This window comes from Oerskovia sp. Root918 (genome assembly GCF_001428945.1).
GTDB classification, from domain to species: Bacteria; Actinomycetota; Actinomycetes; order Actinomycetales; family Cellulomonadaceae; genus Oerskovia; species Oerskovia enterophila.
The window spans coordinates 320401-344313 of sequence record NZ_LMJG01000011.1; the positions used below are offsets into that span (position 1 = coordinate 320401).

Genomic DNA, 23913 nt, shown 5'->3' on the forward strand with positions numbered 1-23913 from the left:
TGGGGAGTGCACGTCGTGGTGACTGACCCTGTGCCGCCCCGTGCTCAGGACGGGGCCCCCGCCGTCCTCTCGCCCGAGGACCTGCTGCGCGTCCTGCTCGTCGAGGACGACGACGGGGACGCGATCCTCGTTGAGGAGCTGCTCGAGGACGCGAGCGTCAACGTCGAGCTGCACCGGGCGACCGCACTCGACGAGGCCCTGGAGAAGCTCGGGCAGCACGACGTGCACTGCATCCTCCTGGACCTCGGTCTGCCCGACGCCGTGGGTCTGTCCGCGGTCGAACGGCTGCAGTCGCGACCCAGCCCGCCGGCCCTCGTGGTCCTGACCGGGCACACCGGGATCGACCTCGGGGTCCAGGCCGTGGCGGCCGGCGCCGACGACTACCTGGTCAAAGGAGAGGTCGACGGCGACCTCCTCGGCCGCTCGGTCCGGTATGCGGTGCAGCGTCGCCGCTCCAAGGAGCAGCAGCGTGCGCTGTACCGCAGCGAGGTCCGGGCTGCGGAGACCGCGCGCCTCGAGCGTGCCCTCCTGCCCAAGGCGCTCGTGTCGGACGAGCGGATCGCCGTGATGGTCGGCTACATCCCCGGAGGCAACGGGCTGCTCGGCGGGGACTTCTACGACGCGGTCGAGCGCAGCGACGGGAGCGTCCTGTGCTTGATCGGAGACGTCGCGGGGCACGGACCCGACGAGGCGGCCCTCGGTGCGACGCTGCGCACGGCGTGGCGCACGCTCGTCCTGTCGGACGTCGCCCCCGACCAGATCCTGCCGCTCGTCGAGCGGGTACTGGTGCCCGAGCGCGCCCGCCCCGAGGTGTTCGTCACGCTGTGCCAGGTCGTCATCTCCGCCGACCGGTCCGGGGTCGATCTCTATCTCGCGGGGCACATGCCACCGCTGCTCCTGCAGGACTCCTGCTCGGAGCTCCCGACGACGTCGCGCGGGCGGGCGCTCGGCATCCCCGTGGGCGGGGGCTGGCGCGCCGAGCACGTGGAGCTCGAGGCGCCCTGGGCACTCATGCTCTACACCGACGGACTCATCGAGGCGACGCTGGCGGAGGATCCGGCGGTCCCCGGGACGGGGTTCGTCACCGGTGCTCCGGGACGCAGGGAGCGGCTGGGGGTCGCGGGGCTCCTCGCTGCGGTCGACACGGAGATCACGCACGGGGGCGAGGGGCTCGTCGAGCGGGTCTTCCGCCGTGTCCGCGACCTGCACGGCGGTCCTCTGGCCGACGACGCGGCGGTCCTCGTGGTCGGCTGGGGCGGGCCCGACCAGGCGGCCCGCGGCGAGCGGACCGCGACCCTCGCGGACTCCGACGAGTGGTCGCAGTGACGGCAGGGCAGTCGACGGCAAGGAGCACGGACACCGAGGAGGAGCCCGAGATCCTCGCGGGGACGGCGCCGCAGGGCGCGTCCTTGCGGCGCCGCCTCGGTGTCCTCCTGGTGGTCGCCGCGGCGATCCTGCTCGCGGTCCTTGTGACCTCGGTCGTCGCTCTCCTCAACGTCGTGCGCATCCAGGACGAGGTGACCAACCCCTACTTCACGGCCATCACCCAGGCGGACACGGCGTACATCTCGCTCGTGGACGCCGAGTCGTCCGTGCGGGCCTTCCTCGCGACGGGGGTCGAGGTCAACCTCGAGCCGTTCGAGCGATCGGTCGGCTCGGACGGGTCGGTGTCCCTCCACGACGAGGCGACGTCGGAGGTGCTCGCGGTCTCACCTCCGGTGGCGGCCGCCCTCGACAGGGCGTCGACGGCGATCCACGAGTGGGCTCTCGGGTACGCCGTGCCGTCCGTCCAGAAGGTGCAGGACGGCGGCCCGGAGGCCGTGACGACGGACGACAAGCTCGAGGGCGCTCGTCTGTTCGACGACGCCCGGGTCGCGACGGGGGACTACATCACGGTCCTGCGGTCCGTCCGGGCGGAGAAGGTCGAGGAGCTCGAGAGCTGGACGCAGGTGCTCTTCGGGTCGGTCCTGGTCCTCGTCCTGGCCGCGCTGCTGGTGGGCGCGGTCCTGTGGGGCGTGCTCAAGCGATGGATCACCGAGCCGGTGACCTCGCTCGCGCACCAGGTGCGGGTCGTCAGCGGCGGTCGGCTGCGGCAGCCGGTCGCGGTCCGCGCACCGGGCGAGATCGGGGCGCTCGCGATCGACATCGAGCACATGCGCCAGGAGCTCGTGAGCCAGGTCGCCGAGATCCGCGCGTCGCACGAGGAGGTCGAGCACTCCCACGAGCTGCTCGCGGCCCAGGCCCAGGAGCTCGAACGCTCGAACCGCGACCTGGAGCAGTTCGCCTACGTCGCCTCGCACGACCTCCAGGAGCCGCTGCGCAAGGTCGCGTCGTTCACCCAGCTGCTGCAGAAGCGGTACGGCGGACAGCTCGACGACCGTGCGGACCAGTACATCGAGTTCGCGGTCGACGGGGCCAAGCGGATGCAGCGGCTGATCCAGGACCTGCTCGGGTTCTCGCGCGTCGGACGGACCGGGACCGAACGGGTCCAGGTCGACCTCGAGAAGTCGCTCGCGGTGGCCCTGTCCGACCTCGAGGACAAGATCGCCACGACGGACGCGGTCGTGACGCACGACCCGCTCCCCACGGTCCGGGGCGAGAAGGCCCTGCTCGAACAGCTCTTCGTCAACCTCGTGGGCAACGCGATCAAGTTCCGTGACCCGGAACGTTCCCCCGTCGTCCACGTCGGGGTCCGGGCGAGCGAGCGCGCGTGGGAGCTCAGCGTGGTCGACAACGGGATCGGGATCGACGCGCAGTACGCCGAACGGGTCTTCGTCATCTTCCAGCGGCTGCACCCCAAGGACGTCTACGAGGGGACGGGGATCGGCCTCGCGCTGTGCAAGCGCATCGTGGAGTACCACGGCGGACGCATCTGGCTCGAGCCCACCGAGGGCGGCGGGACGACGGTCCGGTTCACGATCGCGCACGCCTACGACCCCTCCGCCGCGGCCCCCAGACCTTCGCACGACGCGCCGTAGCCGACGGAGCCCTGCGACGTGCCGCCACGTGCTGCGACGTGTGCGGCAGCTCGTCGACTAGGCTCGCGGCGTGGCCCCGGAGGACCGGGGCGACCTGGGGACGACGGACTGCGGGGCACACGGCATGAGCAACGGGCACAAGGTGATCGACGTCCTGCTGGTCGAGGACGACCCGGGCGACGTCCTGATGACGCGCGAGGCGTTCGAGGACCACAAGCTCACGAACCGGCTCTCGGTCGTCAGCGACGGCGTCAGCGCGATGGCCTTCCTGCGCAAGGAGGGGGAGTACGCGGACGCGCCGACCCCGGACCTGATCCTCCTGGACCTGAACCTTCCGCGCATGGACGGTCGTGAGGTCCTGGGCGAGCTCAAGTCGGACCCGGCCCTCCGCCAGATCCCCGTCGTCGTGCTCACGACGTCCGAGGCCGAGGAGGACGTCGTGCGTTCCTACTCGCTGCACGCGAACGCCTACGTGACCAAGCCGGTCGACTTCGACCGCTTCATCGACGTGGTCCGTCAGATCGACGACTTCTTCGTCACCGTGGTGCGTCTCCCCGGGCGCTGACCGACCCGGGGCACGGCCCCGGCCGGTACGGCCTCGGTGTGCCTGTGCCCCGTGCCGGCACGGCTCGCCCGCCGTCGGGACCGAGGTCCCGGCCCGGGAAGGTTCCGACGGTGCGTGGTGTTGTCCTGATCGAACCGCCGGCGAGCGGGCTGCGTGGACCGGGACGGTCCATACGGCTCCTCGCCCGGGGCGGGCGGTACGGATCGCACGACGACGGAGGAGCAGCTGGTGTTGGACCCACGAGGGATCTACGAGGTGGACGAGGCCGCGGTGGCGCGCGTCCTGCCCGCGGCGACGCATGCACAGGAGGGGGCCTCGCTCCGCGCGGTCGGCCCGGTCCTGCTGCACTCGGTGCGCGGGTTCGTGGACGCCGGCACGGCCGGCGACCTCGCGGTCGATCACCTGCTCGAGGAGTTCGAGGTCACGCGCCTGGTCACGTTCGACGTGGACCAGCTCCTCGACTACCGCTCGAAGCGCGTGACGATGGTCTTCGACGCGGACCGGTGGGCCTCGTACGACGAGCCGTTCCTCGCGATCGACCACGTGCGCGACGCCGAGGGGACGGGCTTCCTGCTCCTGCACGGTATCGAGCCGGACCTGCAGTGGGAGCGCGTGGTGGCCGCGCTGCGCGAGCTCGTGGACAGGTTCGACGTCTCGCTCGTCGTGGGCTTCCACGGAATCCCCATGGGCATCCCGCACACGCGTCCGCTCTCGGTGACCGCGCACGCGACCCGGCGCGAGCTGATCGAGGACCACACGTCGTGGTTCGGCACGGTCAAGGTCCCGGGCTCGTTGGCCGCGCTGCTCGAGCTGCGTCTCGGGGAGTCGGGGCACGACGCCCTGGGCTTCACGGTGCACGTCCCGCACTACCTCGCGCAGTCGCCGTTCCCGCCGGCGGCGGTCGTCGCCCTCGAGAACGTCCAGCGGTCGACGGGTCTCGACCTGCGCGTCGCGGCGCTCGCGGACGCCTCCCAGGAGGCCGTCCAGGAGGTCGAGCGGCAGATGGCCGAGTCCGAGGAGGTCACGGCCGTGGTGCGCGCGCTCGAGGAGCAGTACGACGCGTTCGCCCGGTCGGTGGGCCGCACGAGCCTGCTCGCGGACTCCGCTCCCATCCCGACGGCGGACGAGCTCGGGGCCGAGTTCGAGCGATTCCTCGCCCAGCAGGGTGGCGAGTGACCGGGCCCTCGCGGAGGTTCTGCGGAGGTTGTGGGGACGAATCACGGTATTTCCCGGCGTTTGACGTGGCGAACCTCACCTTGACCGTGCAAAACTAGGTCTCGTTGCAGTGACGTGCTCGAGACATGCCTTCGCGTGAACCGGTGTCGACGCAGCAGGATCCCGGTCCGCCCGGGGTCGTGCCTGTCCAGCCGGCGGTCGCCACGACCGGAACCACGCGGAGCGGTCGCGGGTCCGGCTGCGACGGCTCGATGAACGGGCGAAGGGTCCGTTCGCGGATGTCCCCGGTTGGACAGAAGGTACGAGGAACAGCATGGCGCAGGGTTCTGTGAAGTGGTTCAACGCTGAGAAGGGCTATGGGTTCATCGCCCAGGACGACGGCGGAGCCGACGTCTTCGTCCACTACTCGGCGATCGAGGCCCAGGGCTACCGGTCGCTCGAGGAGGCTCAGCGAGTCGAGTTCGAGATCACCCAGGGGCCCAAGGGCCCGCAGGCGGAGAACGTCCGCCCGCTCTGATCTCCCTGATCTTCTACCGGTTCTCGCGAACCGGAGCCGGAGGCCGCACCCTGCAGGGGTGCGGCCTCCGGTGTCATGTGGTCCCAGGCCCGACGGCGTCGCGCGGGACCGCGGCGGGCGCACCCGGGTGGGTGGCGCCGTCGGGCGCGGGCGGCGGGACGGCGTCCTCGAGCGGCACCGCGGTGCCCGTGAAGCGTCGCACCTCGTCCCCGGTGAGCAGCGTGGCGGGGACCGGCAGGCTGCGCAGCGCGCGCGCCAGGCCCGGGTCGTCGAGCCCGAACGGTGCGGCCTCGTCGAGCGCGTCGGCGGGGTCGTCGCGGGCCACCCGGCCCTCGCCGGCGGAGGCCGTGTCGTCGACGGGTCGCACGACGACGAGGACGAGGTTCCCGTAGCGGCGCCCCTTGAGCTGACCGGGTTCGGCGATCAGGCCGACCTGATCCGTCGCACGGGCGCCCGCCGAGGACCGGCCGAGCGCCGCGACCGCCGTCGCGAGCTCCCTGCGCACCAGCGCGAGCGGCGGACGGTCCGCGCAGTTGGCGAGGTAGACCCCGCCAGGGCGCAGGACGCGCAGCGCCTCGCGGACGAAGCCGACGGTCGTGACGTGCGCCGGGGTGGTGTCGCCCGCGAAGACGTCGCGCACGACGACGTCGACGCTCGCGTCCGGCAGCGTCGCGAGCTCTGCCCGGGCGTCTCCGGCGCGCAGGCGGAGCCGGGGTGCGCGGGGAAGGGCGAACCACTCGCGGACGCGGGCGACGAGGTCGGCGTCGAGGTCCACCGCGATCTGGCGCGAGTCCGGTCGTTCGTGCTCGACGTAGCGCGCGAGCGTGCACCCTGCGGCGCCCAGGTGCACGACGCGCAGCGGCCCGGCCGGCAGGGCACCCAGGACCGCGGCCATCTGCTGCATGTACTCGAACGTCAGGAGGCCGGGGTCGGCGAGGTCCAGGTGGGAGCTGGGTACGCCGTTGACCATGAGCGTCACTCCCGTGCTGCCGTCCGGGTCGGGCACCAGCTCGGCGGTCCCGGTCGAGGTCGGGATCTCGCCTGCAGGGAGCTCGTGGACGCTCTCGGCGCCGCGCGGTCGGGTGCCTCCTCGAGTCCGCCGAGGGGCCGTGGACGGCTCTGTGGGTGCCGAGGTGGATGCTGAGGAGCGACGGGACGTCCGCCGGGAGGACTTGCGAGGCATGGGTCCACCGTAGGGGCATCGCGCAGTCGGGTCGGCGCCGGACGACAGGCGACGCCCACCCGGACGGATTGACTTTCGTCGAACAGGTGTTCGATAGTTGACTTCGGAGGTGTTGAGATGACTACGCAGCACAGGGTCTCGCCGGGTGCGGTCGCTCCTGACGTCGCTCGGCTCCTCGCGCGCGCTGATGCGGAGATCATCGCAGCGAACCTCGCAGCGGACCCCGCAGAGCGGTTCGTCCACGCCCACCTCGGTGCGCTGCGCGCTGCCGCGGCGGTCGTCGCGCTGCGCGGCAAGCCGTCCTCGCGCTCTCGAGCCCGCTCGGTCTGGGACCTCCTGGCTGTCGTCGAGCCCGGACTCGCGCCATGGTCGGTCTACTTCGCGGGCGGGGCCCGGATCCGGGCCGCGGTGGACGCCGGGAGGTTCGACGCGGTCGACCCTCGGCGTGCCGAGGAGATCATGGTCTGCGCCGAGGACTTCCGCGACGAGGTCGCGATGATCATCGACCCGGACGCCGGGTTCGTCCGACATCCCACGCTCCGGGTCGTGGCCTCGTGACGAGCCGGCGTGCTCTCGACCGGGCGGGCGTCCTGTGAGCCGCGGCCCGCGTTCTGCCCAGGCGCACCGGGACTGGGGGACGGATGAGACCGGGTGCTCCGTCCTGCACGTCGACATGGACGCCTTCTTCGCCTCGGTCGAGCTTCGCCGCCGTCCCGAGCTGGTCGGGCGCCCCGTCGTCGTCGGCGGGTCGGAGCGCAGCGTGGTCCTCGCAGCGACATACGAGGCGCGTGCCTTCGGCGTCCACTCGGCCATGCCCATGGCTCTCGCCCGCAGGCTGTGCCCACAGGCCGTCGTGCTCCCCCCTGACCATCTGGCGTACCAGGAGGCCTCGCGTGCGGTGATGGAGATCGTCCACGAGGTCACGGCGCTCGTCGAGCAGATCAGCATCGACGAGGCATTCCTCGATGTCAGCGGGGCCCGGCGTCGGCTCGGGGCGCCCACCGCGATCGCGAGGGATCTGCGGGAGCGCGTGCACGCAGAGGTGGGCATCACGTGCTCGGTGGGGATCGCCACGACCAAGTTCGTCGCGAAGCTCGCCTCGACGCACGCCAAGCCCGACGGCATGATGCTCGTCCCCGCCGCCGCGACCGTGCCGTTCCTGCGGACCCTTCCGGTCGGCGCACTGTGGGGCGTGGGGGAACGGACCGAGAAGCTGCTCGCCGACTGGGGCATCACGACCGTCGCGCAGCTCGCGGACACCGAGGTCTCGGCCGTGCAGGCGGCGGTAGGCAAGGCTGCGGGCGCGCACCTCCACGACCTCGCGTGGGGTAGGGACCCGCGTCCCGTCGAGCCCGGGCGTGCAGAACGGAGCATCGGCGCGGAGACGACCTTCGAGCACGACCTGTACGACTCCGCGGTGATCGGCTCGGCGTTGCTGGGGCTCGCCGACCGCTGCGCCGCGCGGCTACGGCACCAGGGCTTCGTGGCGCGGACCGTCAGCGTCAAGGTCCGCACGTCCGACTTCCGGACCCTCACGCGCTCGAGGACGCTGCGCGCCCCGACGGACGTCGCGCAGGAGATTCACCAGGTGGCCCGCGAGCTCGTGGAGTCGGTCGACCGGCGGGGGCTCCCGGTGCGGCTCGTCGGGGTGCGGGCGGAGAACCTCGAGCCCCGGAGCACGTCGGTGCTCCAGCCCACGCTCGACGAGGCGGTCCAGGAGGAAGCGGGGTCGCGGCGTGCTGCCGAGGAGACGCTCGACCGGATCCGTGACCGTTTCGGGGTGAATTCCATCGGTCCGGCGTCCACCCGTCGACGCTCGACTACCACCAGGGCAGATGTCGATCTATCCTGAGAGGGACACACTTCAACTGCCGACACCCGGGGGTGCCCATGCCTCTGTCTGAGTACGAGCAGCGCGTACTGGAACAGATGGAAAGAGCGCTGACCTCGGATGATCCGCGGTTGGCGACAACGCTTCAGTCCACGCCCCGCAAGTCCGGTCTGCGCTACGTCGCGGCCGGGATCGGCGTGGTCGGTGGACTCCTTCTCCTGGTCGTGGGTGCGGCGACAGCCAACCCCTGGCTCGGTGTCGCCGGGTTCGTCGTGATGTTCGCGGGCGTGGCCTTCGCCTTCTCGGCACCGCGCAAGCGCGCGAGCGGCCCGGTGGGCCTCGTCGACGGAGACGGGAAGGTCACCCCGCCCCGCGGAACGACCAAGACCTCACCTCCCAGTCAGGGCTTTCTCACCCGACTGGAAGAGCGCTGGGACCGTCGACGTGAGCAGGGCGGTCGCTGAGTCCCTCGCGGACACCGGAGACCACCTGCTCGAGCAGCGAGGTGAGTGTCTCCGGAGCGGGAGGCTGCCAGGTCCGGGCGTATCGCTGGGCCTCGACGGCTGACGTGAGCGTCACCAGGGCGTCCGTCGTCGCGACGGGGAGCTGCCTTCCCGTGCGGGCGACCACCTGAGCGACCACGAGCGCTGGTACGTTGCGCAGCGTCGCCGAGGCAGGCCAGCGGATGTCCAGGTCTGCGAGCTGTTCGGTCAGTTCCGCCCAGGTGCTCTCGACGTCCGGCGTGGGGTCGGGTGCAGTACGACGGCGCGCGATCAGCCACGCGAGCGCCGACAGCACCAGGAGCACGACCAGCGCGCTCCCACCGATGATCCAGGTCCGCTGCCCACCCTCCTGGGCAGCACCGGTCCCACCGTTGACGTCGGGAGCCGGTCCGGTCGTGGGCGCCGTGGTGATGGGCGCGTTCGGGGTCGCGGCGTTCGTCGGGACATCGCCGGGGTCAGCCGGCGCCGGCGCGTTGTTCGAGGCGAGGAGAGGGTCGGCCCAGGAGGGGACCGGGCCCGCCTGGACGGCTGGGGTGGGCTCGAAGCGGACCCAGCCCTGACCGGGGAAGTAGAGCTCGGGCCATGCGTGCGAGTCCTTGCCCGTGACCTCGAAGAGGTTGTCGCTCGTCCGTTCGCCGGGCAGGAAGCCGACGGCCATGCGCGCGGGGATCCCGATGGATCGGGCCATCATCGTCATCGAGGTCGCGAACTGCACGCAGTAGCCCTGACGGTCCTGCAGGAAGTTCCACACCGTGTCGTCGGTCTGACCGTCAGGGACTTCTGTCGAGTAGGTGAACCGGCTCCCGTCACGGAAGTAGGACTGCAGCGCGACGGCCGCGTCGTAACGGTTGCTCGTGTCCGCGGTGATCTCGGTGGCGAGGGAGCGGATGTCCTCCTGGTGGGACGAGGCCGGGACCTCGAGCAGGTTCGGGTCGTCGAGGTCACCACCTTCGCTGGTGCGCAGCGCCTGGGCGGTCAGGTCGCGCGGGTGGACGACGAAGGAGTACTCCATCCCCGGCTCGGTCGCCTCGTTGCCCGTCACCTCGTCGCGGGCGTCGTCGTAGAACCACTCGCCCGGGGCGGTGATCGTTCGAGGCTCGGTCGGCAGGACGAGCCGTTCGTCTCGCAGGGTCCGGAGCGTGACGTCGACCTGGCGAGGCTCGCCGCCGCCGCTGATCCCCCCGCCGTCGGGCCACAGGATGTTCGACTCCTCGACCTGGGGGCCCTGCCGGGCGTCGCCGCGTCGCCAGTTGCGCCCGTCGAACCCGGTCAGGGTGAACATCCGCAGGGGACCGACGTCCGTGCTGCTGGTGTCGTTGGCCCGGTCCTCGGGGAACTCGTAGGTGAGGGCGACCTCTTCCGAGCGGGCCTTGAGGTTGCTCTCCATGTCGAGGTCGCTGGCCAGACGGACGGTGGGGCCCGCGCTCGTGAAGAAGGCGGTCCACGGCGACCGGACGATCTGAGGGAGCGCACCGGCGGCGGATCCCGCGACGAGGGCGACGAGGGCGATCGCGAGGGTTGCGGCGAGCGTGGTGCTCGCGCGCAGAGCACGGGTGGCCCGGTCTGCGGACCGGACGGTCGTGGCCGAGGTCGTGGTCCGGCGAACGGCCCGGTGCGGGTTGTCGACGGCGACGAGCAGGAGCAGCGCCGCGACCGTGACGACGAAGACGGCGGGCGGGACCGAGCCCTCGATGACCAGCGGAGGGATCCACAGGGCCAGCAGAGGCAGGCCGGCGGCGGCGGGCAGCCGGAGACCACCGGCGATCAGGTCGGTCAGGAGAAAGACGAGCGCGGCACCGCCCACCGCGATGAGGACGAGGGGGAACGACGGTTCGATCGGTGAGGTCTCGGTGGCGATGAGCTGTCGACCGGCCGCGAAGCGAGCGAGCACCCTGTCGAGGCTCGCGCTGCTGATCGCCAGGTCGATCCCTCGGGAGGTGACCCCTCCGAAGAGAGCCAGCAACCCCCAGGCGCCGACGAGCAGGCCCGCGAGAGTGGGGACGAGCGAGCGCGTGCGTGACACCGACGTGGAGGGTCGCGTCTCGAGGAGAGCGCGGGTGACCCAGGTGACCAGTCCGAGGATCAGCAGGAACGAGGTGCCGGTGCGGGTCCATGACCCGGGCCCGATCAGCACGGTCAGGGCGTGGAAGGACGCGACGGTCGCGACGAGGACCAGGACGGTGGTGGCCGCGGTCCGCGACAGGTCGGCGCGCCGGGTGCTGACGGTCGGGGTGGTCACCGGTGCTCCTCCATGAGCCTGTCCCAGGCCTGGTCGATCGATGTGCGCTGCGGGTCGACGTGCACGGCGTGCCAGCCCGTCGCGCGCAGCGCGCCCAGGGACTCGTCGAGCTCGGGCGAGGCAGCGGGCCCGACGACGAACGCCCAGTGGTTGCCGTCGCCCGCCATCGCGGCGACCGCCTGCCGGGCGAGCGGCCCGAGGGGCGCAAGGATCGCGACCGTCAGCTCCGCGGGTCGTCTGGTGCTGCGCAGCGCGTCGGCGGTCGCGGTGAGCCCGGCCTCGGCGTCGCGCCGGCTCGTGTGCCCCTGGAGGTCGATCGTCTGGTCGAGGAGCTGGGCCGTGCCCTCGGAGCGGCGCCCGGGCGAGTACGGGATCGCCTCGACCGCGGGAGCGCCCGTCGAGGCGACGAGGCGGACGGGGTGGCCGGCGGCCAGCAACGAGATCCCGACGGACGCGGCGGCCTCGACGGCCCACTCCCCGTCCTCGGCCGCCGACGTGGAGCGCGCAGTCCCCGGCGGGGGAAGGGTCGAGCGGTCGAGGAGCACGGTCACGGGCGGCATCCCGGCGCTCTCGTCGGTGCGCACCATGAGCTGTCCACGCCGGGCGGCGGTCGCCCAGTGCACACGGCGGGGGTCGTCACCTGCGACGTAGTCACGCAGCACGCTGTCGTCGCTCGACGACGTCCGCGCGCCGTGGGCCGATCGCGCGAACTCTCCGAAGGCGCGCGCCCCGCGCACCGAGAGCTCGGTCGTGCGGGGCCACACGGTGACGGTGCTCGGAGCGCCCAGGGGCTGGGCCGCCCGCACGAGGCCGAACACGTCGACACGGCTCGTCAGCACGGGCCCGAGCGCCCAGCGTCCGCGGTGCTGGGGGCGCAGGCGGTAGCGCACCGCGATCCGGTCCGGATGCGTCACGACCTGTGCGCGCAGCGCGTCCTGCTCGCAGAGCTCCCCGGCGGCCTGCTCGCTGATCTGTAGGCGGGCGAGCCGCCCGAGCGCGGTCGCCGTCGGCTGGACGGGGGCGACGACGAGCCGGGTGGTGACCTGGTTCCCGCGGACCGCGGGGTCGGGCTCGACCTTGCGGCCGACCTGGAGGGCGCCGCGGCCGCGGTCGATGCGACGCACAGCCATCCACACCCAGGACGAGAGGACCGCGAGGGCCCCGGCGGCCCCGAGCCCCACGACGTCGCGCAGCCCCAGGGCGGATCCGACGGCGATCAGCACGACGCTCGCGCCGAGGACGGCGTTGCCCCGGACGGTGGGCCGGACCCGGGCGAGGCCTCGCGGGCGCCGGGGTGGCGTGCGGGCGCCCGGCATGTCAGCGGCTGTCCGTCGACGTGTAGGCGGGGATGGGTGTCCGCTCGACGATCGAGGTCACGACGTGGGCGGCGGTGTGGCCGGCCAGGCGGGACTCGGTGGACAGGATCAGCCGGTGCGCGAGCACGGGCTGGGCGAGCAGCTGGACGTCGTCCGGCAGGACGTGGTCACGGCCTGCCATGGCTGCGACCGCCTTGGCTGCGCGGAGTAGCTGGAGCGACGTGCGGGGCGAGGCGCCGAGCTTGAGCCCGGGGTGCTCGCGCGTCTGGGTGACCAGGGCGAGCACGTACCTCTTGACGGCGGGCGACGCGTAGACCGAGCGGGCGACCTGCGCGAAGCGCAGGATCGTCGGTCCGTCCACGACGGGGTCGATGTGCTCGAGCGGGGTGTCCGACTCCTGGCGGTCGAGCATCTCGAGCTCGGCCTCGACGTCCGGGTAGCCGACCGTGAGGCGCGCCATGAAGCGGTCGCGCTGCGCCTCGGGCAGGGGATAGGTCCCCTCCATCTCGACCGGGTTCTGCGTCGCGACCACGAGGAAGGGGCGGGGGAGGGGGTGGGTCGTGCCGTCGACCGTCGTCTGCCCCTCCTCCATGCACTCCAGGAGGGCCGACTGCGTCTTGGGCGACGCACGGTTGATCTCGTCGCCGATCACGATGTTGGAGAAGACGGGTCCGGGGCGGAACTCGAAGTCGTGCGTCTGCGTCCGGTAGATGTTGACGCCCGTGAGGTCGCTCGGGAGCAGGTCGGGCGTGAACTGGATGCGTCCGACGTGGCAGTCGATGGTGCGTGCGAGCGCCTTGGCGAGCGTCGTCTTGCCGACTCCGGGCACGTCCTCGAGCAGGAGGTGGCCCTCCGCGAGGAGCACCGCGACCGTGAGGTGGACGAGCTCCGGTCGTCCGGAGATCACCGACTCGATCCGGGAGCGGATCCGACCGGTCGCCTCGACGAGCTCGCCGAGAGGATCGAGGCCGTCACGGGACGGGGGAGAGGTGTAGTCGGTGAGCACGAGAAACCTCCGTTGGCCACGCTCGGTGTGCGGACTCGCAAGCCTAGTTGACCATTGTCCCCACTCTCCTCCCCGTCCGGATCGCGAAATGCTCGAGGACGCCTCGAGCGGTGCGGACGAGCCGGGCGAACGTGAGGAAACGGCGCGGGTGCCGGTGGTTCCGGGGCCAGGCGCCCCACTGTGTCCTCCACCGTCTGACCTGCGGAGATTGTGCGAAGAGGGGTGAAGTGGCGGTGATATCCCGGGCTTCGTGGAGGCATGTGGAGTACTGTGGAGGAAGTGGGAGCAGGAGGGGAGGGCACGGCGGATGAGCGAGCTGTTCAGCGGTTCCCCGAGCCTGCTTCTCGGCACCTACACACCCCGGCTGGACGACAAGGGGCGCCTCATCCTGCCCGCGAAGTTCCGCAGCCAGCTCGCGCCCGGGCTGGTGATGACCAGGGGGCAGGAGCACTGCCTCTTCCTCCTGCCCATGGACGAGTTCCGACGCATGTACGACCAGATCCGTCAGGCTCCCGTCACGAGCAAGCAGGCACGGGACTATCTCCGGGTCTTCCTCTCGGGGGCGAGCGACGAGATCCCGGACAAGCAGGGACGGATCTCCATCCCGGCCCCTCTGCGGGCGTACGCAGGACTCGACCGGGACGTCGCCGTGATCGGCGCCGGCACCCGCGTGGAGATCTGGGACGCCACGGCGTGGTCGACCTACCTCGCCGAACAGGAGGCCGGGTACGCCACCACGGCGGAGGAGGTGCTTCCCGCCCTCCGCTTCTGACGGACAGCACGACCAGCACGAGCTGTGTACCGCACGACGACATCAAGAGCTGGACGACGAGGACCTGACGCTCCCGCAGGACGAGGCCTCCTCCCGCCCGGTCTGGCGCACTTCCCCGGTGCCAGAACGGACGCGGTGGGAGACCTGGCCCGGCGGCGCGGAACGGTCTCACCGGCACGACGCACGACAGGCAGACACCGAAGACCATGCATCACCCCACGAGCAGCACGACGAGCACCGACCAGGAAGGAGGCGTCATGTCCACACCTCGCAGCACGTCAGGAGCGGGAGCAGAGGACCGGCACGTCCCGGTGCTCCTCCAACGTTGCGTCGACCTCCTCGCCCCCGCCCTCGTGGCGCCGGGATCGGTCCTGGTCGACTGCACGCTCGGCATGGGCGGGCACACGGAGGCCGTCCTGGAGCAGATCCCGACGGCACGGGTGATCGGCATCGACCGTGACACGCAGGCCATCGCGCTCGCCTCCGGGCGGCTCGCGCGGTTCGGTGACCGGTTCCAGGCCGTGCACGCCGTCTACGACGAGATCGGCGACGTGATCGCAGACCTCGGCCTGCCCGCGGTCCAGGGAGTGCTGATGGACCTGGGGGTCTCGTCCCTGCAGATCGACGAGTCGGAGCGCGGCTTCTCCTACGCCCACGACGCGCCGCTCGACATGCGCATGGACGCGACCACGGGGCTCACGGCGGCGGACGTCCTCAACACCTACGACGAGCGCGACCTGGTCCGGATCCTGCGGGAGTACGGCGAGGAGCGGTTCGCGCAGCGCATCGCCCGCGCGGTGATCCGCCGGCGCGAGGTCGAGCCGTGGACCCGGAGCGCGGCCCTCGTGGACCTCGTGCGCGCCAACATCCCGGCCGCGACCCGCAAGACGGGCGGCAACCCGGCCAAGCGCACGTTCCAGGCGCTGCGGATCGAGGTCAACGGTGAGCTCGAGGTGCTCGAGCGCGCGGTCCCGGCGGCCGTCGAGGCCCTCGCCGTCGGTGGACGCATCGTCGTCGAGTCGTACCAGTCGCTCGAGGACCGCATCGTCAAGCGCGAGCTGGCGCGGGGCGCGACGTCGAGCGCACCGGCGGGCCTGCCCGTCGAGCCAGAGACCCACAAGCCGTACCTGAAGCTGCTCGTCCGCGGTGCCGAGGAGGCCCCGGCCGACGAGCTCGAGCACAACCCGCGCTCCGCGTCGGTGCGCCTGCGGGCCGCGGAGCGGCTGCGTCCCACACCCGACCACCTGCGTCACCGCAACCGAGGGGAGAAGCACTCATGAGCTCACGACAGGCTGCGGCCCGTCCTCTGTCGACGCCGGCCCCCGCTCCTGCCCGTCGGGCGTCGCTCACGGCGCTCCCGGGCGGTGCCGCGGGACGCTCCTCGCGGCCCCGGCTCGAGGCGGTCCGTGCGCCGCTCCAGGTGCGTTCACGCATTCCCTTCCTCGTTCTGTGCATGTCGATCCTCGCTGCAGCGCTCCTGGGTGCTTTGCTGTTGAACACCACGATGGCGAACGGCTCGTACCAGATGTCGAAGCTCCGGACGGAGGCGGGTGTGCTCGAGCAGGACACGCAGGCCCTCGACGCCCAGCTCCGGGCTGCCGAGACGTCGCTGCCCGAGCGCGCGGTCGGGCTCGGGATGGTCGAGTCGGACGCACCCACGATGCTGCGGCTCTCCGACGGCGCGGTCATCGGTGCTCCGGAGGCGGGAAGCACGCCGTGACCGGTGGGACGGGGCGCAGGACCGGCGAGAGCTCGCCGCGTCCCTCCGCGTCGTCCCGGACGGCGGGTGCCCAGCCCGCCGGCTCGGCCCGCCCGGGAGCGGGGCGCAGCTCCTCTGCCGCACCGCGCGCAGGCGCGCCTCGGACCTCGACGGGTACGACGCCAGCTCGCAGAACGACCGCTCCCCGGACGGGTCACGCCTCGGGGGCGACGTCGAGCCTGGGCGGCCGGGGTGGCAGGACGCCCGCGAGCAGCCCGACGGGCACGGCGGGTACGACCAGCAGGGCGCCCGCGACCAGCAGGGCGCCCACGACGGGCAAGACCCGCGTGCCCGGCAAGGTCGCCAAGACGACATCCGGGAGTGCCAAGCCTTCCACCCGGACGACCGCCCTCACGCCGCGCGCCGGTGGCGGGACCGGCGGCGGGCGGGGCCTGGGGCGACCGGGGACTGCGGCGGTGCCCAGCCCCGCTCGCCCCGAGAAGCGGCAGCGCTGGGTCATGGCCGTCGCGCTCCTGGTCCTGCTGTTCTTCGCCGGGCGTCTCGTGTACGTGCAGGTCGTCATCGGTCCCACGCTCGCGGCCAGCGCGGAGGCGACGCGTACCCAGTCCCACGTGACGCTCGCGCACCGTGGGGACATCACGGACTCCGACGGCGTGGTCCTCGCCACGTCGATCGACCGGTACACGGTCTCCGCGGACCAGGAGACGATCCCGAACTTCGTCCCGTCGAAGCGGCACACGATCGACGGCATGGCGGTCGAGGAGACGGGGGCCGTCGGCCTGGCCAAGCTCCTCGCGCCGATCCTGGACCGTTCGGCCCCCGAGCTGGCGGCCGAGCTCAGCGGCACCAACGGACGAGTGAACCGGAACGTGGTCCTGGCGAAGGGCGTGGTGCCCGAGGTCCAGCGGCAGATCGCCGAGCTGGGGGTCTCGGCCTACATCAGCACACGGCTCACCACGACCCGGACGTATCCCGCGGGAACCACCGCGGGCAACATCGTCGGGTACGTGGGCGAGGACGAGACGACCGAGAACGTGATCGGTCGTGGGGGGATCGAGGCCGCCTACGACGACCTCCTCACCGGCACGCCGGGCAGCGAGAGCTTCCAGCGCGCGGGCGGAGCGGGCGGGGTCCGGATCCCCGGCAGCACGCAGGAGACCGTCGAGGCCGTCCCGGGGTCCTCGGTCGCGCTGACCCTGGTGCGGGACATCGGCTGGAAGGCCCAGGACGCGGTCGACAAGGCCGTGGCAGAGACCGGTGCCGACTACGCGATCGCGGTAGTGCAGGACGTGAAGACCCAGGAGGTCCTCGCTCTCGCCGACTCGGGGGCGATCGACCCGAACGACCGGTCCGACGCGCGCGTCGCGGACGGCAGCCGTGCGGTCAAGGACGTGTTCGCGCCCGGGTCGACGGGCAAGGTCATCACGATGGCCGCCGCGATCGAGGAGGGCCTCGCGACCCCGGCGAGCCAGTACGAGGTCAACGACCGCTACACGACCGCCAACGGGGAGACTTTCCAGGACTCGCACTCGCACGCCATGGAGCGCATGACGCTGGCCGGCATCCTCGCGCAGTCCTCGAACACGGGGACGGTCATGGTCGGGCAGGACATCCCCAAGCAGCAGCGAGAGGACTACCTGCGCAAGTTCGGCTTCGGGTCCAAGACGGGCCTCGGCCTCCCGGGCGAGTCCGCCGGCATCCTCGACTCGGCGAAGAACTGGGACGGCCGCACGGAGTACGCGGTTCTGTTCGGCCAGGGGCTCGCCGTCAACGCGGTGCAGGCCACGAGCGTGTTCTCCACGATCGCGAACGGCGGTGTGCGGGTCGCTCCCACGCTGCTCAAGGGAACGACGGGCCCCGACGGCGTGTTCGTCCCGGCCCCCGAGCGGGAGACCACGCAGGTCGTCTCGGAGACGACCGCGGACCAGGTCCTGCACATGATGGAGGCCGTCGTCGAGGAGGGCTCGGGTACCGAGGCCGCGATCGACGGCTACCGGGTCGCGGGCAAGACGGGCACGGCCGAGGAGGTCGGGGCGGGGGGTGGCCTGACCGACATCATGGCGTCGTTCATCGGCGTCGCCCCGGCGGACGACCCGCAGTACACGGTCGCGGTCTTCCTCAAGAACCCTCGGACCAACATCTTCGGCGGCATGGTCGCGGCGCCGGTGTTCAAGGACCTGATGAGCTTCACGCTCCAGAACCGGAACGTGCCCCCGAGCTCGGTCGTCGAGGCGCCCTACCCGACGACCTGGTGACCGTTCGGCCCCCCGGCACGTCTCGCCGTCGGGCCTGCGCGCCCCGCACGAGGCCTCGGGTCCGTGCGGGCCCGCGGGCTGCACCCCCGGCGGGTCCCGGCCCTCTTCCGGGGCGGTGGGAGTTCGGCGTACCCTGCCGCGGCCACGCGTGAAGGTCCCGTGAAGTACCGGGTCCGGGCCTACCAGCCGACCGGTCGGGACCGTGATGCACGGTAAGTTCTACTCGTGACATCCCCGATCGACCGTCTTCGCCCCACCACGTCCGCACACCACTCCGCTCAGGACCTCGCGACCACCTTCGAGCTCACGGTCGGCACCGGACGGACGGCCCCCGACGCCGATCCCGGCGCGCTCGCGGGCGTCGAGATCTGGTCGGTCGCCTCGGACAACCGCGTGGCTGCCGACGGTGACCTCTTCGTCGCGCTGCCCGGTGCGAGCACGCACGGCGCGAGCTTCGCGAGCGGTGCGATCGACCGCGGTGCCCGGGCCGTCCTGACGGACCCGCACGGCGCCCTCCTCCTCGACGAGGCGGGCGAGCACCGGGTCCCGGTCCTCGTGACCGACGACCCCCGCAACCTCCTGGGGCGGGTCGCCGCCTGGGTCTACGGGGCTCCGGCCGAGCACCTGACGACGTTCGCCGTGACGGGCACCAACGGCAAGACCACGACGACGTACCTGATCGACCACGTCCTGCGTGCGCTGGGCTGGAAGGGCGGGCTGATCGGCACGGTCGAGATGCGCTCGGGCGACCGCGTGCTCCCGAGCAGGCTCACCACACCCGAGGCCGCCGACCTGCAGGCGCTCCTGGCCACCATGCGCGAGGACGGCGTGAGCACGCTCGCGATGGAGGTCTCCTCGCACGCACTGGCGATGCACCGGGTCGACGGCTTCGTGTTCGACGTGGCGGGCTTCACGAACCTGAGCCAGGACCACCTCGACTTCCACGGCGACCTCCAGGAGTACTTCGACGCCAAGGCGGCGCTGTTCACCCCCGAGCACGCGCGTCGTGGTGTGGTCGTCGTGGACGACGCCTGGGGCCGGCGCATGACCGAGGCCGCGACGATCCCCGTCGCGACGCTCTCGGTCGCGGACGGTGGCGTGGACACGGACTGGACGGTCGTCGACGTGGTCGCCGAGGGTGCGGCCGGCAGCGCGTTCACGCTGCGGCACCGCGACGGCCGGGAGCTCCGCACGACGACGGCGCTGCCCGGGGGCTTCAACGTCGCCAACGCGGCGCTCGCGCTCGCCATGGTCCTCGAGGCAGGAGCCGACCTCCGCGACGTGCGCGCCGCGCTCGAGGTCGCGGGCGGCGTCAGCGCGGCCGTCCCGGGCCGCATGGAGGTCGTGGGCATGGCCCCGCGCGTCGTGGTCGACTTCGCGCACAACACCGACGCGCTCTCGCTCGCCCTGGCCGCGCTGCGTCCCACCACGACGGGCCGCCTGCACGTGGTGTTCGGTGCCACGGGCGACCGGGACAAGGGCAAGCGCCCGCGCATGGGCGCGGTCGCGGTCGAGGGCGCCGACGTCGTCGTGGTCACCGACGACGACCCGCACGGCGAGGACCCGGCCGCGATCCGGGCCGAGGTGCTCGCCGGGGCGCTCGCCGCCCTGGACGCGGCCCACGGCGCGACGGGCACCGCGGGCACGGCCGGGACGCCCGCGCGGACCGTGACCGAGGTCGCGCCCCGGGCCGCCGCGATCCGTGACACGATCCGGGAGGCCGGTCCGCAGGACACGGTGCTGATCGCCGGCAGGGGCCACGAGGTCTGGCAGGAGATCGCCGGGGTGGACCATGCCCTGGACGACAGGGTGGAGGCGCGGGCCGCACTGGCCGAGCGCGACGAGACGACGAAGGAGCACGGAGCATGATCGAGCTGACTGCGGCGGAGGTCGCCGCAGCGACCGGAGGACGGCTCGCCGCCGACCCGGACGTGAGGGTGACCGGCTCGGTCGTCATCGACTCCCGGCTCGCGGGACCCGGCGCGCTCTTCGTGGCGCTGCCCGGTGAGCACGTCGACGGGCACGACTACGTCCCCGTCGCCGTCGGCAACGGCGCGTCGCTCGTCCTGGCGGCCCGTGACGTCGACGCGCCCGCGGTCGTGGTGGAGGACGTGCAGACCGCGCTCGGGGCGCTCGCACGCGAGGTCCTGCGCCGGCTGCGCGCGGCCGGGGACCTCAAGGTCGTCGGCATCACGGGCTCGGTCGGCAAGACCACCACGAAGGACCTCCTGGGGCAGCTCCTGACGCCTCACGGGCAGACCGTGGTGCCGCGCGGCTCGTTCAACAACGAGATCGGCCTGCCGCTCACCGTGCTCGAGGCCGACGCCTCGACCCGCTTCCTCGTCCTCGAGATGGGGGCCAGCGGCATCGGTCACCTGACCTACCTGACGCAGATCGCGCCGCCGGACGTCTCGGTCGTCCTCGCGGTGGGCAGCGCCCACCTGGGCGAGTTCGGGGGGATCGAGGCCGTGGCCACGGCCAAGGCCGAGATCGTCGCAGGGCTCGTCCCGGGCGGTACCGCGGTCCTCAACGCCGACGACCTGCGGGTCGTCGCGATGGCCGAGGCCGCGCCCGGCCCGGTCGTGACGTTCGGGACGATCCCCACCGCGGACGTGCGTGCCGAGAACATCGGCATGGACCGTTCGGGCTGCGCGTCGTTCGACCTGCGCGTGCGCGGCGCCGAGCCGGTCACCCACCCGGTCCAGCTCCGCCTCGTGGGCGAGCACCACATCTCCAACGCGCTCGCGGCGGCCGCCGCGGCGATCCAGGTGGGGCTCGACGCGGCGGCGGTCGCGGCCGGCCTGGCCGGGGCGAACACGATCAGCCCGCACCGCATGGCCGTCACGCAGCGTCCCGACGGCATCACCGTGATCGACGACTCCTACAACGCGAACCCCGACTCGATGCGCGCTGCCCTCAAGGCGCTCGCGGTCATGGCCGGGCGCGAACGACGGTCGGTCGCGGTCCTGGGCGAGATGCTGGAACTCGGACCCGACTCGCGCGCCGCTCACGACGAGATCGGCCGTCTCGTGGTCCGATTGAACATCAAGCTGCTCGTCGTGGTCGGTGACGGTGCCGGCGGCATCCACGACGGCGCCACCCAAGAGGGGTCCTGGGGCGATGAGACTCGGTTCGTACCTGACGTCGAGGCGGCCTCCGCGCTGCTGCGCGACGAGCTCCTGCCCGGCGACGTGGTCCTGGTGAAGTCCTCGAACGGCTCGGGCCTGTGGCGCCTGGGCGACGAGCTCGCGGGCGAGGTGCGCGCATGATCGCGATCCTCGTCTCCGCGTGCGTCTCGCTGCTCGTGGCGCTCCTGGGCACCCCGCTGTTCATCAAGTTCCTGATCCGTCGCAACTACGGCCAGTTCGTCCGCCAGGACGGCCCGACTGCGCACTTCACCAAGCGCGGGACGCCCACCATGGGCGGGGTCGTCATCATCGGGGCGACCCTGATCGGCTGGGCGATGTCCTACGTCGTGTCCTCGATCGTGTCGGAGACGCCACGGACCCCGAGCATCTCGGCGATCCTGGTGCTCTTCCTCATGACCGGTCTGGGGCTCGTCGGGTTCTTCGACGACTTCACCAAGATCCGCAAGCAGCGGAGCCTGGGGCTCTCGCCGCGCGCCAAGATCATCGGCCAGGGCATCGTGGGCATCACGTTCGCGGTGCTGGCGCTGCAGTTCCCCAACGAGAACTTCCGCACGCCGGCCTCGACGCACATCTCGTTCCTGCGGGACACCAACTTGGACCTGGCCTTCGCGGGAGCGACGATCGGCCTGATCCTCTTCGTGCTCTGGGCCAACTTCCTCATCACGGCGTGGTCGAACGCGGTCAACCTGACGGACGGGCTCGACGGCCTGGCCACGGGTGTCTCGATCATCGTGTTCGGCTCGTACATCCTCGTGAGCATCTGGCAGCTCAACCAGAGCTGCCAGGTCATCGAGGCGGCCGGTCCGCGCTGCTACGAGGTCCGCGACCCGCAGGACCTCGCGATCGTCGCGGCCGCGATCATGGGCGCGTGCGTCGGGTTCCTGTGGTGGAACGCGAGCCCCGCGAGGATCTTCATGGGCGACACGGGGTCCCTCGCCCTCGGTGGCGCCCTGGCCGGTCTGACGATCCTGTCTCGCACCGAGATCCTCGCGGTCATCATCGGCGGGCTGTTCGTCCTCATCGTGCTCTCCGACGTGATCCAGATCGGCTACTTCAAGATGACGGGCAAACGCGTCTTCAAGATGGCCCCGCTGCACCACCACTTCGAGCTCTCGGGGTGGGGAGAGGTCACGATCGTCATCAGGTTCTGGCTGATCGCCGGGCTGTTCGCGGGGCTGGGCCTCGGAATCTTCTACGCCGAATGGGTGGTCAGCTAGTGCCGGAGGACTCCGTCCCCTCTCCTGCACCGCTCGACCTGACCGTCCCGTGGGCGCAGGCCCGGGTCCTGGTCGCGGGCCTCGGGGTCTCCGGGCGTGCGGCCGCCCAGGCGCTGCGCGACGCGGCGAAGGTGGCCTCGGTCGTCACGGTGGACCGTTCGGCCCCGGACGCCGACGCGCAGGACGAGTCAGGTGTGGACCTGAGCCAGGTCGACCTGGTCGTGGCCTCCCCGGGGTGGGCGCCGTCGTCGGCCCTGCTGGTCGCCGCGCGCGCCGCCGGCGTGCCCGTGTGGAGCGAGGTCGAGCTGGCCTGGGCGCTGCGCGCGCCGCGCGCGGACGGCTCGTTCGCCCCCTGGCTCGCGGTCACCGGGACGAACGGCAAGACGACCACGGTCGAGATGCTGGCCTCGATCCTGTCCGCGGCCGGTCTGCGGACCGCGGCCGTGGGCAACGTCGGCACGCCCGTGGTCGTCGCAGCGCTCGACCCCGGGCTCGACGTCCTGGCGGTCGAGCTCTCGAGCTTCCAGCTGCACTTCACGCACTCCATGTCGGTCCAGGCCGGGGCCGTCCTCAACATCGCCGCGGACCACCTCGACTGGCACGGCTCGCTCGACGCGTACGCCGCGGACAAGGGGCGGGTCTACGAGCGCGCCCAGGTGGCGTGCGTCTACAACGTCGCCGACCCGCGCACCGAGCACCTCGTGCGCGAGGCCGACGTCCTGGAGGGGGCGCGTGCGATCGGGTTCACGGTCGGCGCACCCGCTCGTGCCCAGCTCGGGGTCATCGAGGACGTCCTCGTGGACCGCGCGTTCCATGCCGCGCCCGACGACCCCGCGCGCCACCGCAGCGCCCAGGAGCTCGCGACGTTCGCGGACCTGGCCCACCTCGCCGGGCCCGGGGGCGTCGTCCCCGCCCACGTGGTCGCCGACGCCCTCGCTGCGGCGGCCCTCGCGCGCGCCCACGGCGTGAGCGCGCAGGCGGTCCGCGAGGGCCTGCGCGCGTTCCGTCCAGGGGCGCACCGCATCCAGCGCGTCGCGACGGTCGACGGCGTGACGTACGTCGACGACTCGAAGGCGACCAACCCGCACGCGGCCTCGGCCTCGCTCGGCGCCTACGAGCCGGGGTCCGTGGTCTGGATCGCGGGCGGCCTCGCGAAGGGGGCGACCTACGACGAGCTCGTGCGTGCGCGCCTGTCCCGGCTGCGTGCCGTGGTCCTGATCGGTGCCGACCCGGCGCCGATCGAGGGTGCACTGGCCCGACACGCACCCGACGTCCCCGTGGTCCGCATCGATCCCGGTGACACTGGGACGGTGATGCAGCGCGCCGTCGAACGAGCCCGGGACCTGGCGGTCCCCGGGGACACCGTCCTGCTCGCCCCCGCCAGCGCGTCGATGGACCAGTTCACGTCGTACGCCGCACGCGGCGAGGCGTTCGCGCAGGCCGCACGGTCGTTGGTGGGCGCCGAGACCACGCTGGGAGGGTAGTC

Annotated in this window: 21 protein-coding genes; 16 read left to right on the top strand and 5 right to left on the bottom strand. The window is 72.2% G+C overall.

The features are described from left to right. The first annotated feature begins 15 nt into the window (after positions 1–15). The 5 genes from ASE27_RS09055 (at position 16) to ASE27_RS09075 (ending at position 5236) form a co-directional block, all read left to right on the top strand. A complete protein-coding gene (locus ASE27_RS09055) occupies positions 16–1326 on the top strand; it encodes a PP2C family protein-serine/threonine phosphatase (RefSeq protein ID WP_082608749.1) in 1311 nt (436 codons plus the stop codon). After that, positions 1323–2978 carry an ATP-binding protein gene (locus ASE27_RS09060; protein ID WP_235534200.1) on the top strand — a complete coding sequence of 552 codons (1656 nt, stop codon included), beginning with the start codon at positions 1323–1325 and terminating at the stop codon, positions 2976–2978. The genes ASE27_RS09055 and ASE27_RS09060 overlap by 4 nt, the downstream gene beginning before the upstream one ends. 124 nt (positions 2979–3102) lie before the next feature. Continuing rightward, positions 3103–3543, top strand: a complete 441-nt coding sequence (locus tag ASE27_RS09065; RefSeq protein WP_056649045.1) for a response regulator — start codon at positions 3103–3105, stop codon at positions 3541–3543. 228 nt (positions 3544–3771) lie between these two features. After that, complete coding sequence (locus ASE27_RS09070) at positions 3772–4719, top strand: proteasome assembly chaperone family protein (protein WP_056648821.1); 948 nt, start codon at positions 3772–3774, stop codon at positions 4717–4719. A 313-nt stretch (positions 4720–5032) separates the two neighbouring features. Next, the gene (locus ASE27_RS09075; RefSeq protein WP_056648823.1) at positions 5033–5236 is read left to right on the top strand and encodes a cold-shock protein; all 204 of its coding nucleotides are present in this window, start codon (positions 5033–5035) and stop codon (positions 5234–5236) included. A gap of 73 nt (positions 5237–5309) precedes the next feature. Here the strand turns inward: ASE27_RS09075 and ASE27_RS09080 are convergent, their stop codons facing one another. Continuing rightward, positions 5310–6419 (bottom strand): spermidine synthase, encoded by a 1110-nt coding sequence (locus ASE27_RS09080; RefSeq protein WP_082608725.1) that lies wholly within the window; start codon positions 6417–6419, stop codon positions 5310–5312. 117 nt (positions 6420–6536) lie between these two features. On the opposite strand from ASE27_RS09080, the gene ASE27_RS09085 reads away from it, so the two are divergent. From ASE27_RS09085 to ASE27_RS19765, 3 genes are read left to right on the top strand one after another with little or no spacing between them, the layout of a single operon-like run. Next, complete coding sequence (locus ASE27_RS09085) at positions 6537–6977, top strand: SAV_6107 family HEPN domain-containing protein (protein WP_056648825.1); 441 nt, start codon at positions 6537–6539, stop codon at positions 6975–6977. A 34-nt stretch (positions 6978–7011) separates the two neighbouring features. Then, positions 7012–8271, top strand: coding sequence for a DNA polymerase IV (locus ASE27_RS09090; RefSeq protein WP_056648826.1), 1260 nt, complete (start codon positions 7012–7014; stop codon positions 8269–8271). Between the two features lie 38 nt (positions 8272–8309). Next, on the top strand, positions 8310–8714 hold the full coding sequence (locus ASE27_RS19765) for a DUF3040 domain-containing protein (protein WP_082608726.1): 405 nt from the start codon (positions 8310–8312) through the stop codon (positions 8712–8714). Here ASE27_RS19765 and ASE27_RS09095 read toward each other — a convergent pair. From ASE27_RS09095 to ASE27_RS09105, 3 genes are read right to left on the bottom strand one after another with little or no spacing between them, the layout of a single operon-like run. Further along, positions 8662–10992 carry a DUF3488 and transglutaminase-like domain-containing protein gene (locus ASE27_RS09095; RefSeq protein WP_056648828.1) on the bottom strand — a complete coding sequence of 777 codons (2331 nt, stop codon included), beginning with the start codon at positions 10990–10992 and terminating at the stop codon, positions 8662–8664. The two genes, ASE27_RS19765 and ASE27_RS09095, sit on opposite strands and share 53 nt — an antisense overlap. Further along, a complete protein-coding gene (locus ASE27_RS09100; RefSeq protein WP_056648830.1) occupies positions 10989–12308 on the bottom strand; it encodes a DUF58 domain-containing protein in 1320 nt (439 codons plus the stop codon). Before ASE27_RS09100 ends, ASE27_RS09095 begins: the two co-directional genes overlap by 4 nt. Before the next feature lies 1 nt (position 12309). Beyond that, complete coding sequence (locus ASE27_RS09105; protein ID WP_056648832.1) at positions 12310–13314, bottom strand: MoxR family ATPase; 1005 nt, start codon at positions 13312–13314, stop codon at positions 12310–12312. 337 nt (positions 13315–13651) lie between these two features. On the opposite strand from ASE27_RS09105, the gene mraZ reads away from it, so the two are divergent. The 3 genes from mraZ to ASE27_RS09120 all read left to right on the top strand — a co-directional run bounded on the left by mraZ (position 13652) and on the right by ASE27_RS09120 (position 15806). Beyond that, complete coding sequence (mraZ, locus tag ASE27_RS09110) at positions 13652–14086, top strand: division/cell wall cluster transcriptional repressor MraZ (protein ID WP_056649048.1); 435 nt, start codon at positions 13652–13654, stop codon at positions 14084–14086. A gap of 257 nt (positions 14087–14343) precedes the next feature. Then, positions 14344–15366 (top strand): 16S rRNA (cytosine(1402)-N(4))-methyltransferase RsmH, encoded by a 1023-nt coding sequence (gene rsmH, locus ASE27_RS09115; protein WP_056648834.1) that lies wholly within the window; start codon positions 14344–14346, stop codon positions 15364–15366. Further along, the gene (locus ASE27_RS09120; protein WP_056648837.1) at positions 15363–15806 is read left to right on the top strand and encodes a hypothetical protein; all 444 of its coding nucleotides are present in this window, start codon (positions 15363–15365) and stop codon (positions 15804–15806) included. Before rsmH ends, ASE27_RS09120 begins: the two co-directional genes overlap by 4 nt. Positions 15807–15999: 193 nt before the next feature. Here the strand turns inward: ASE27_RS09120 and ASE27_RS20880 are convergent, their stop codons facing one another. Further along, positions 16000–16152, bottom strand: coding sequence for a hypothetical protein (locus ASE27_RS20880; protein ID WP_235535393.1), 153 nt, complete (start codon positions 16150–16152; stop codon positions 16000–16002). A gap of 109 nt (positions 16153–16261) precedes the next feature. On the opposite strand from ASE27_RS20880, the gene ASE27_RS09125 reads away from it, so the two are divergent. From ASE27_RS09125 to murD, 5 genes are all read left to right on the top strand, one after another. Next, positions 16262–18061, top strand: coding sequence for a penicillin-binding protein 2 (locus ASE27_RS09125; protein ID WP_235535394.1), 1800 nt, complete (start codon positions 16262–16264; stop codon positions 18059–18061). 225 nt (positions 18062–18286) lie between these two features. Beyond that, positions 18287–19930 (top strand): UDP-N-acetylmuramoyl-L-alanyl-D-glutamate--2,6-diaminopimelate ligase, encoded by a 1644-nt coding sequence (locus ASE27_RS09130; RefSeq protein WP_056648841.1) that lies wholly within the window; start codon positions 18287–18289, stop codon positions 19928–19930. Further along, positions 19927–21330, top strand: coding sequence for a UDP-N-acetylmuramoyl-tripeptide--D-alanyl-D-alanine ligase (gene murF / locus ASE27_RS09135; protein WP_056648843.1), 1404 nt, complete (start codon positions 19927–19929; stop codon positions 21328–21330). The genes ASE27_RS09130 and murF overlap by 4 nt, the downstream gene beginning before the upstream one ends. After that, positions 21327–22427, top strand: coding sequence for a phospho-N-acetylmuramoyl-pentapeptide-transferase (gene mraY, locus ASE27_RS09140; RefSeq protein WP_056648845.1), 1101 nt, complete (start codon positions 21327–21329; stop codon positions 22425–22427). The genes murF and mraY overlap by 4 nt, the downstream gene beginning before the upstream one ends. Next, positions 22412–23911: a UDP-N-acetylmuramoyl-L-alanine--D-glutamate ligase gene (murD, locus tag ASE27_RS09145; RefSeq protein ID WP_082608727.1), complete on the top strand. Its 1500-nt coding sequence runs from the start codon at positions 22412–22414 to the stop codon at positions 23909–23911. Before mraY ends, murD begins: the two co-directional genes overlap by 16 nt. The last annotated feature ends 2 nt before the right edge of the window (positions 23912–23913 follow it).

Coding starts and splice junctions, on each gene's coding strand:
- ASE27_RS09085 (WP_056648825.1), top strand. CDS start 6,537: ATGACTACGCAGCACAGGGTCTCGCCGGGTGCGGTCGCTCCTGACGTC.
- ASE27_RS09100 (WP_056648830.1), bottom strand. CDS start 12,308: ATGCCGGGCGCCCGCACGCCACCCCGGCGCCCGCGAGGCCTCGCCCGG.
- rsmH (WP_056648834.1), top strand. CDS start 14,344: ATGTCCACACCTCGCAGCACGTCAGGAGCGGGAGCAGAGGACCGGCAC.
- ASE27_RS19765 (WP_082608726.1), top strand. CDS start 8,310: ATGCCTCTGTCTGAGTACGAGCAGCGCGTACTGGAACAGATGGAAAGA.
- ASE27_RS09075 (WP_056648823.1), top strand. CDS start 5,033: ATGGCGCAGGGTTCTGTGAAGTGGTTCAACGCTGAGAAGGGCTATGGG.
- murD (WP_082608727.1), top strand. CDS start 22,412: ATGGGTGGTCAGCTAGTGCCGGAGGACTCCGTCCCCTCTCCTGCACCG.
- murF (WP_056648843.1), top strand. CDS start 19,927: ATGATCGAGCTGACTGCGGCGGAGGTCGCCGCAGCGACCGGAGGACGG.
- ASE27_RS09080 (WP_082608725.1), bottom strand. CDS start 6,419: ATGCCTCGCAAGTCCTCCCGGCGGACGTCCCGTCGCTCCTCAGCATCC.
- ASE27_RS09065 (WP_056649045.1), top strand. CDS start 3,103: ATGAGCAACGGGCACAAGGTGATCGACGTCCTGCTGGTCGAGGACGAC.
- ASE27_RS09120 (WP_056648837.1), top strand. CDS start 15,363: ATGAGCTCACGACAGGCTGCGGCCCGTCCTCTGTCGACGCCGGCCCCC.
- mraY (WP_056648845.1), top strand. CDS start 21,327: ATGATCGCGATCCTCGTCTCCGCGTGCGTCTCGCTGCTCGTGGCGCTC.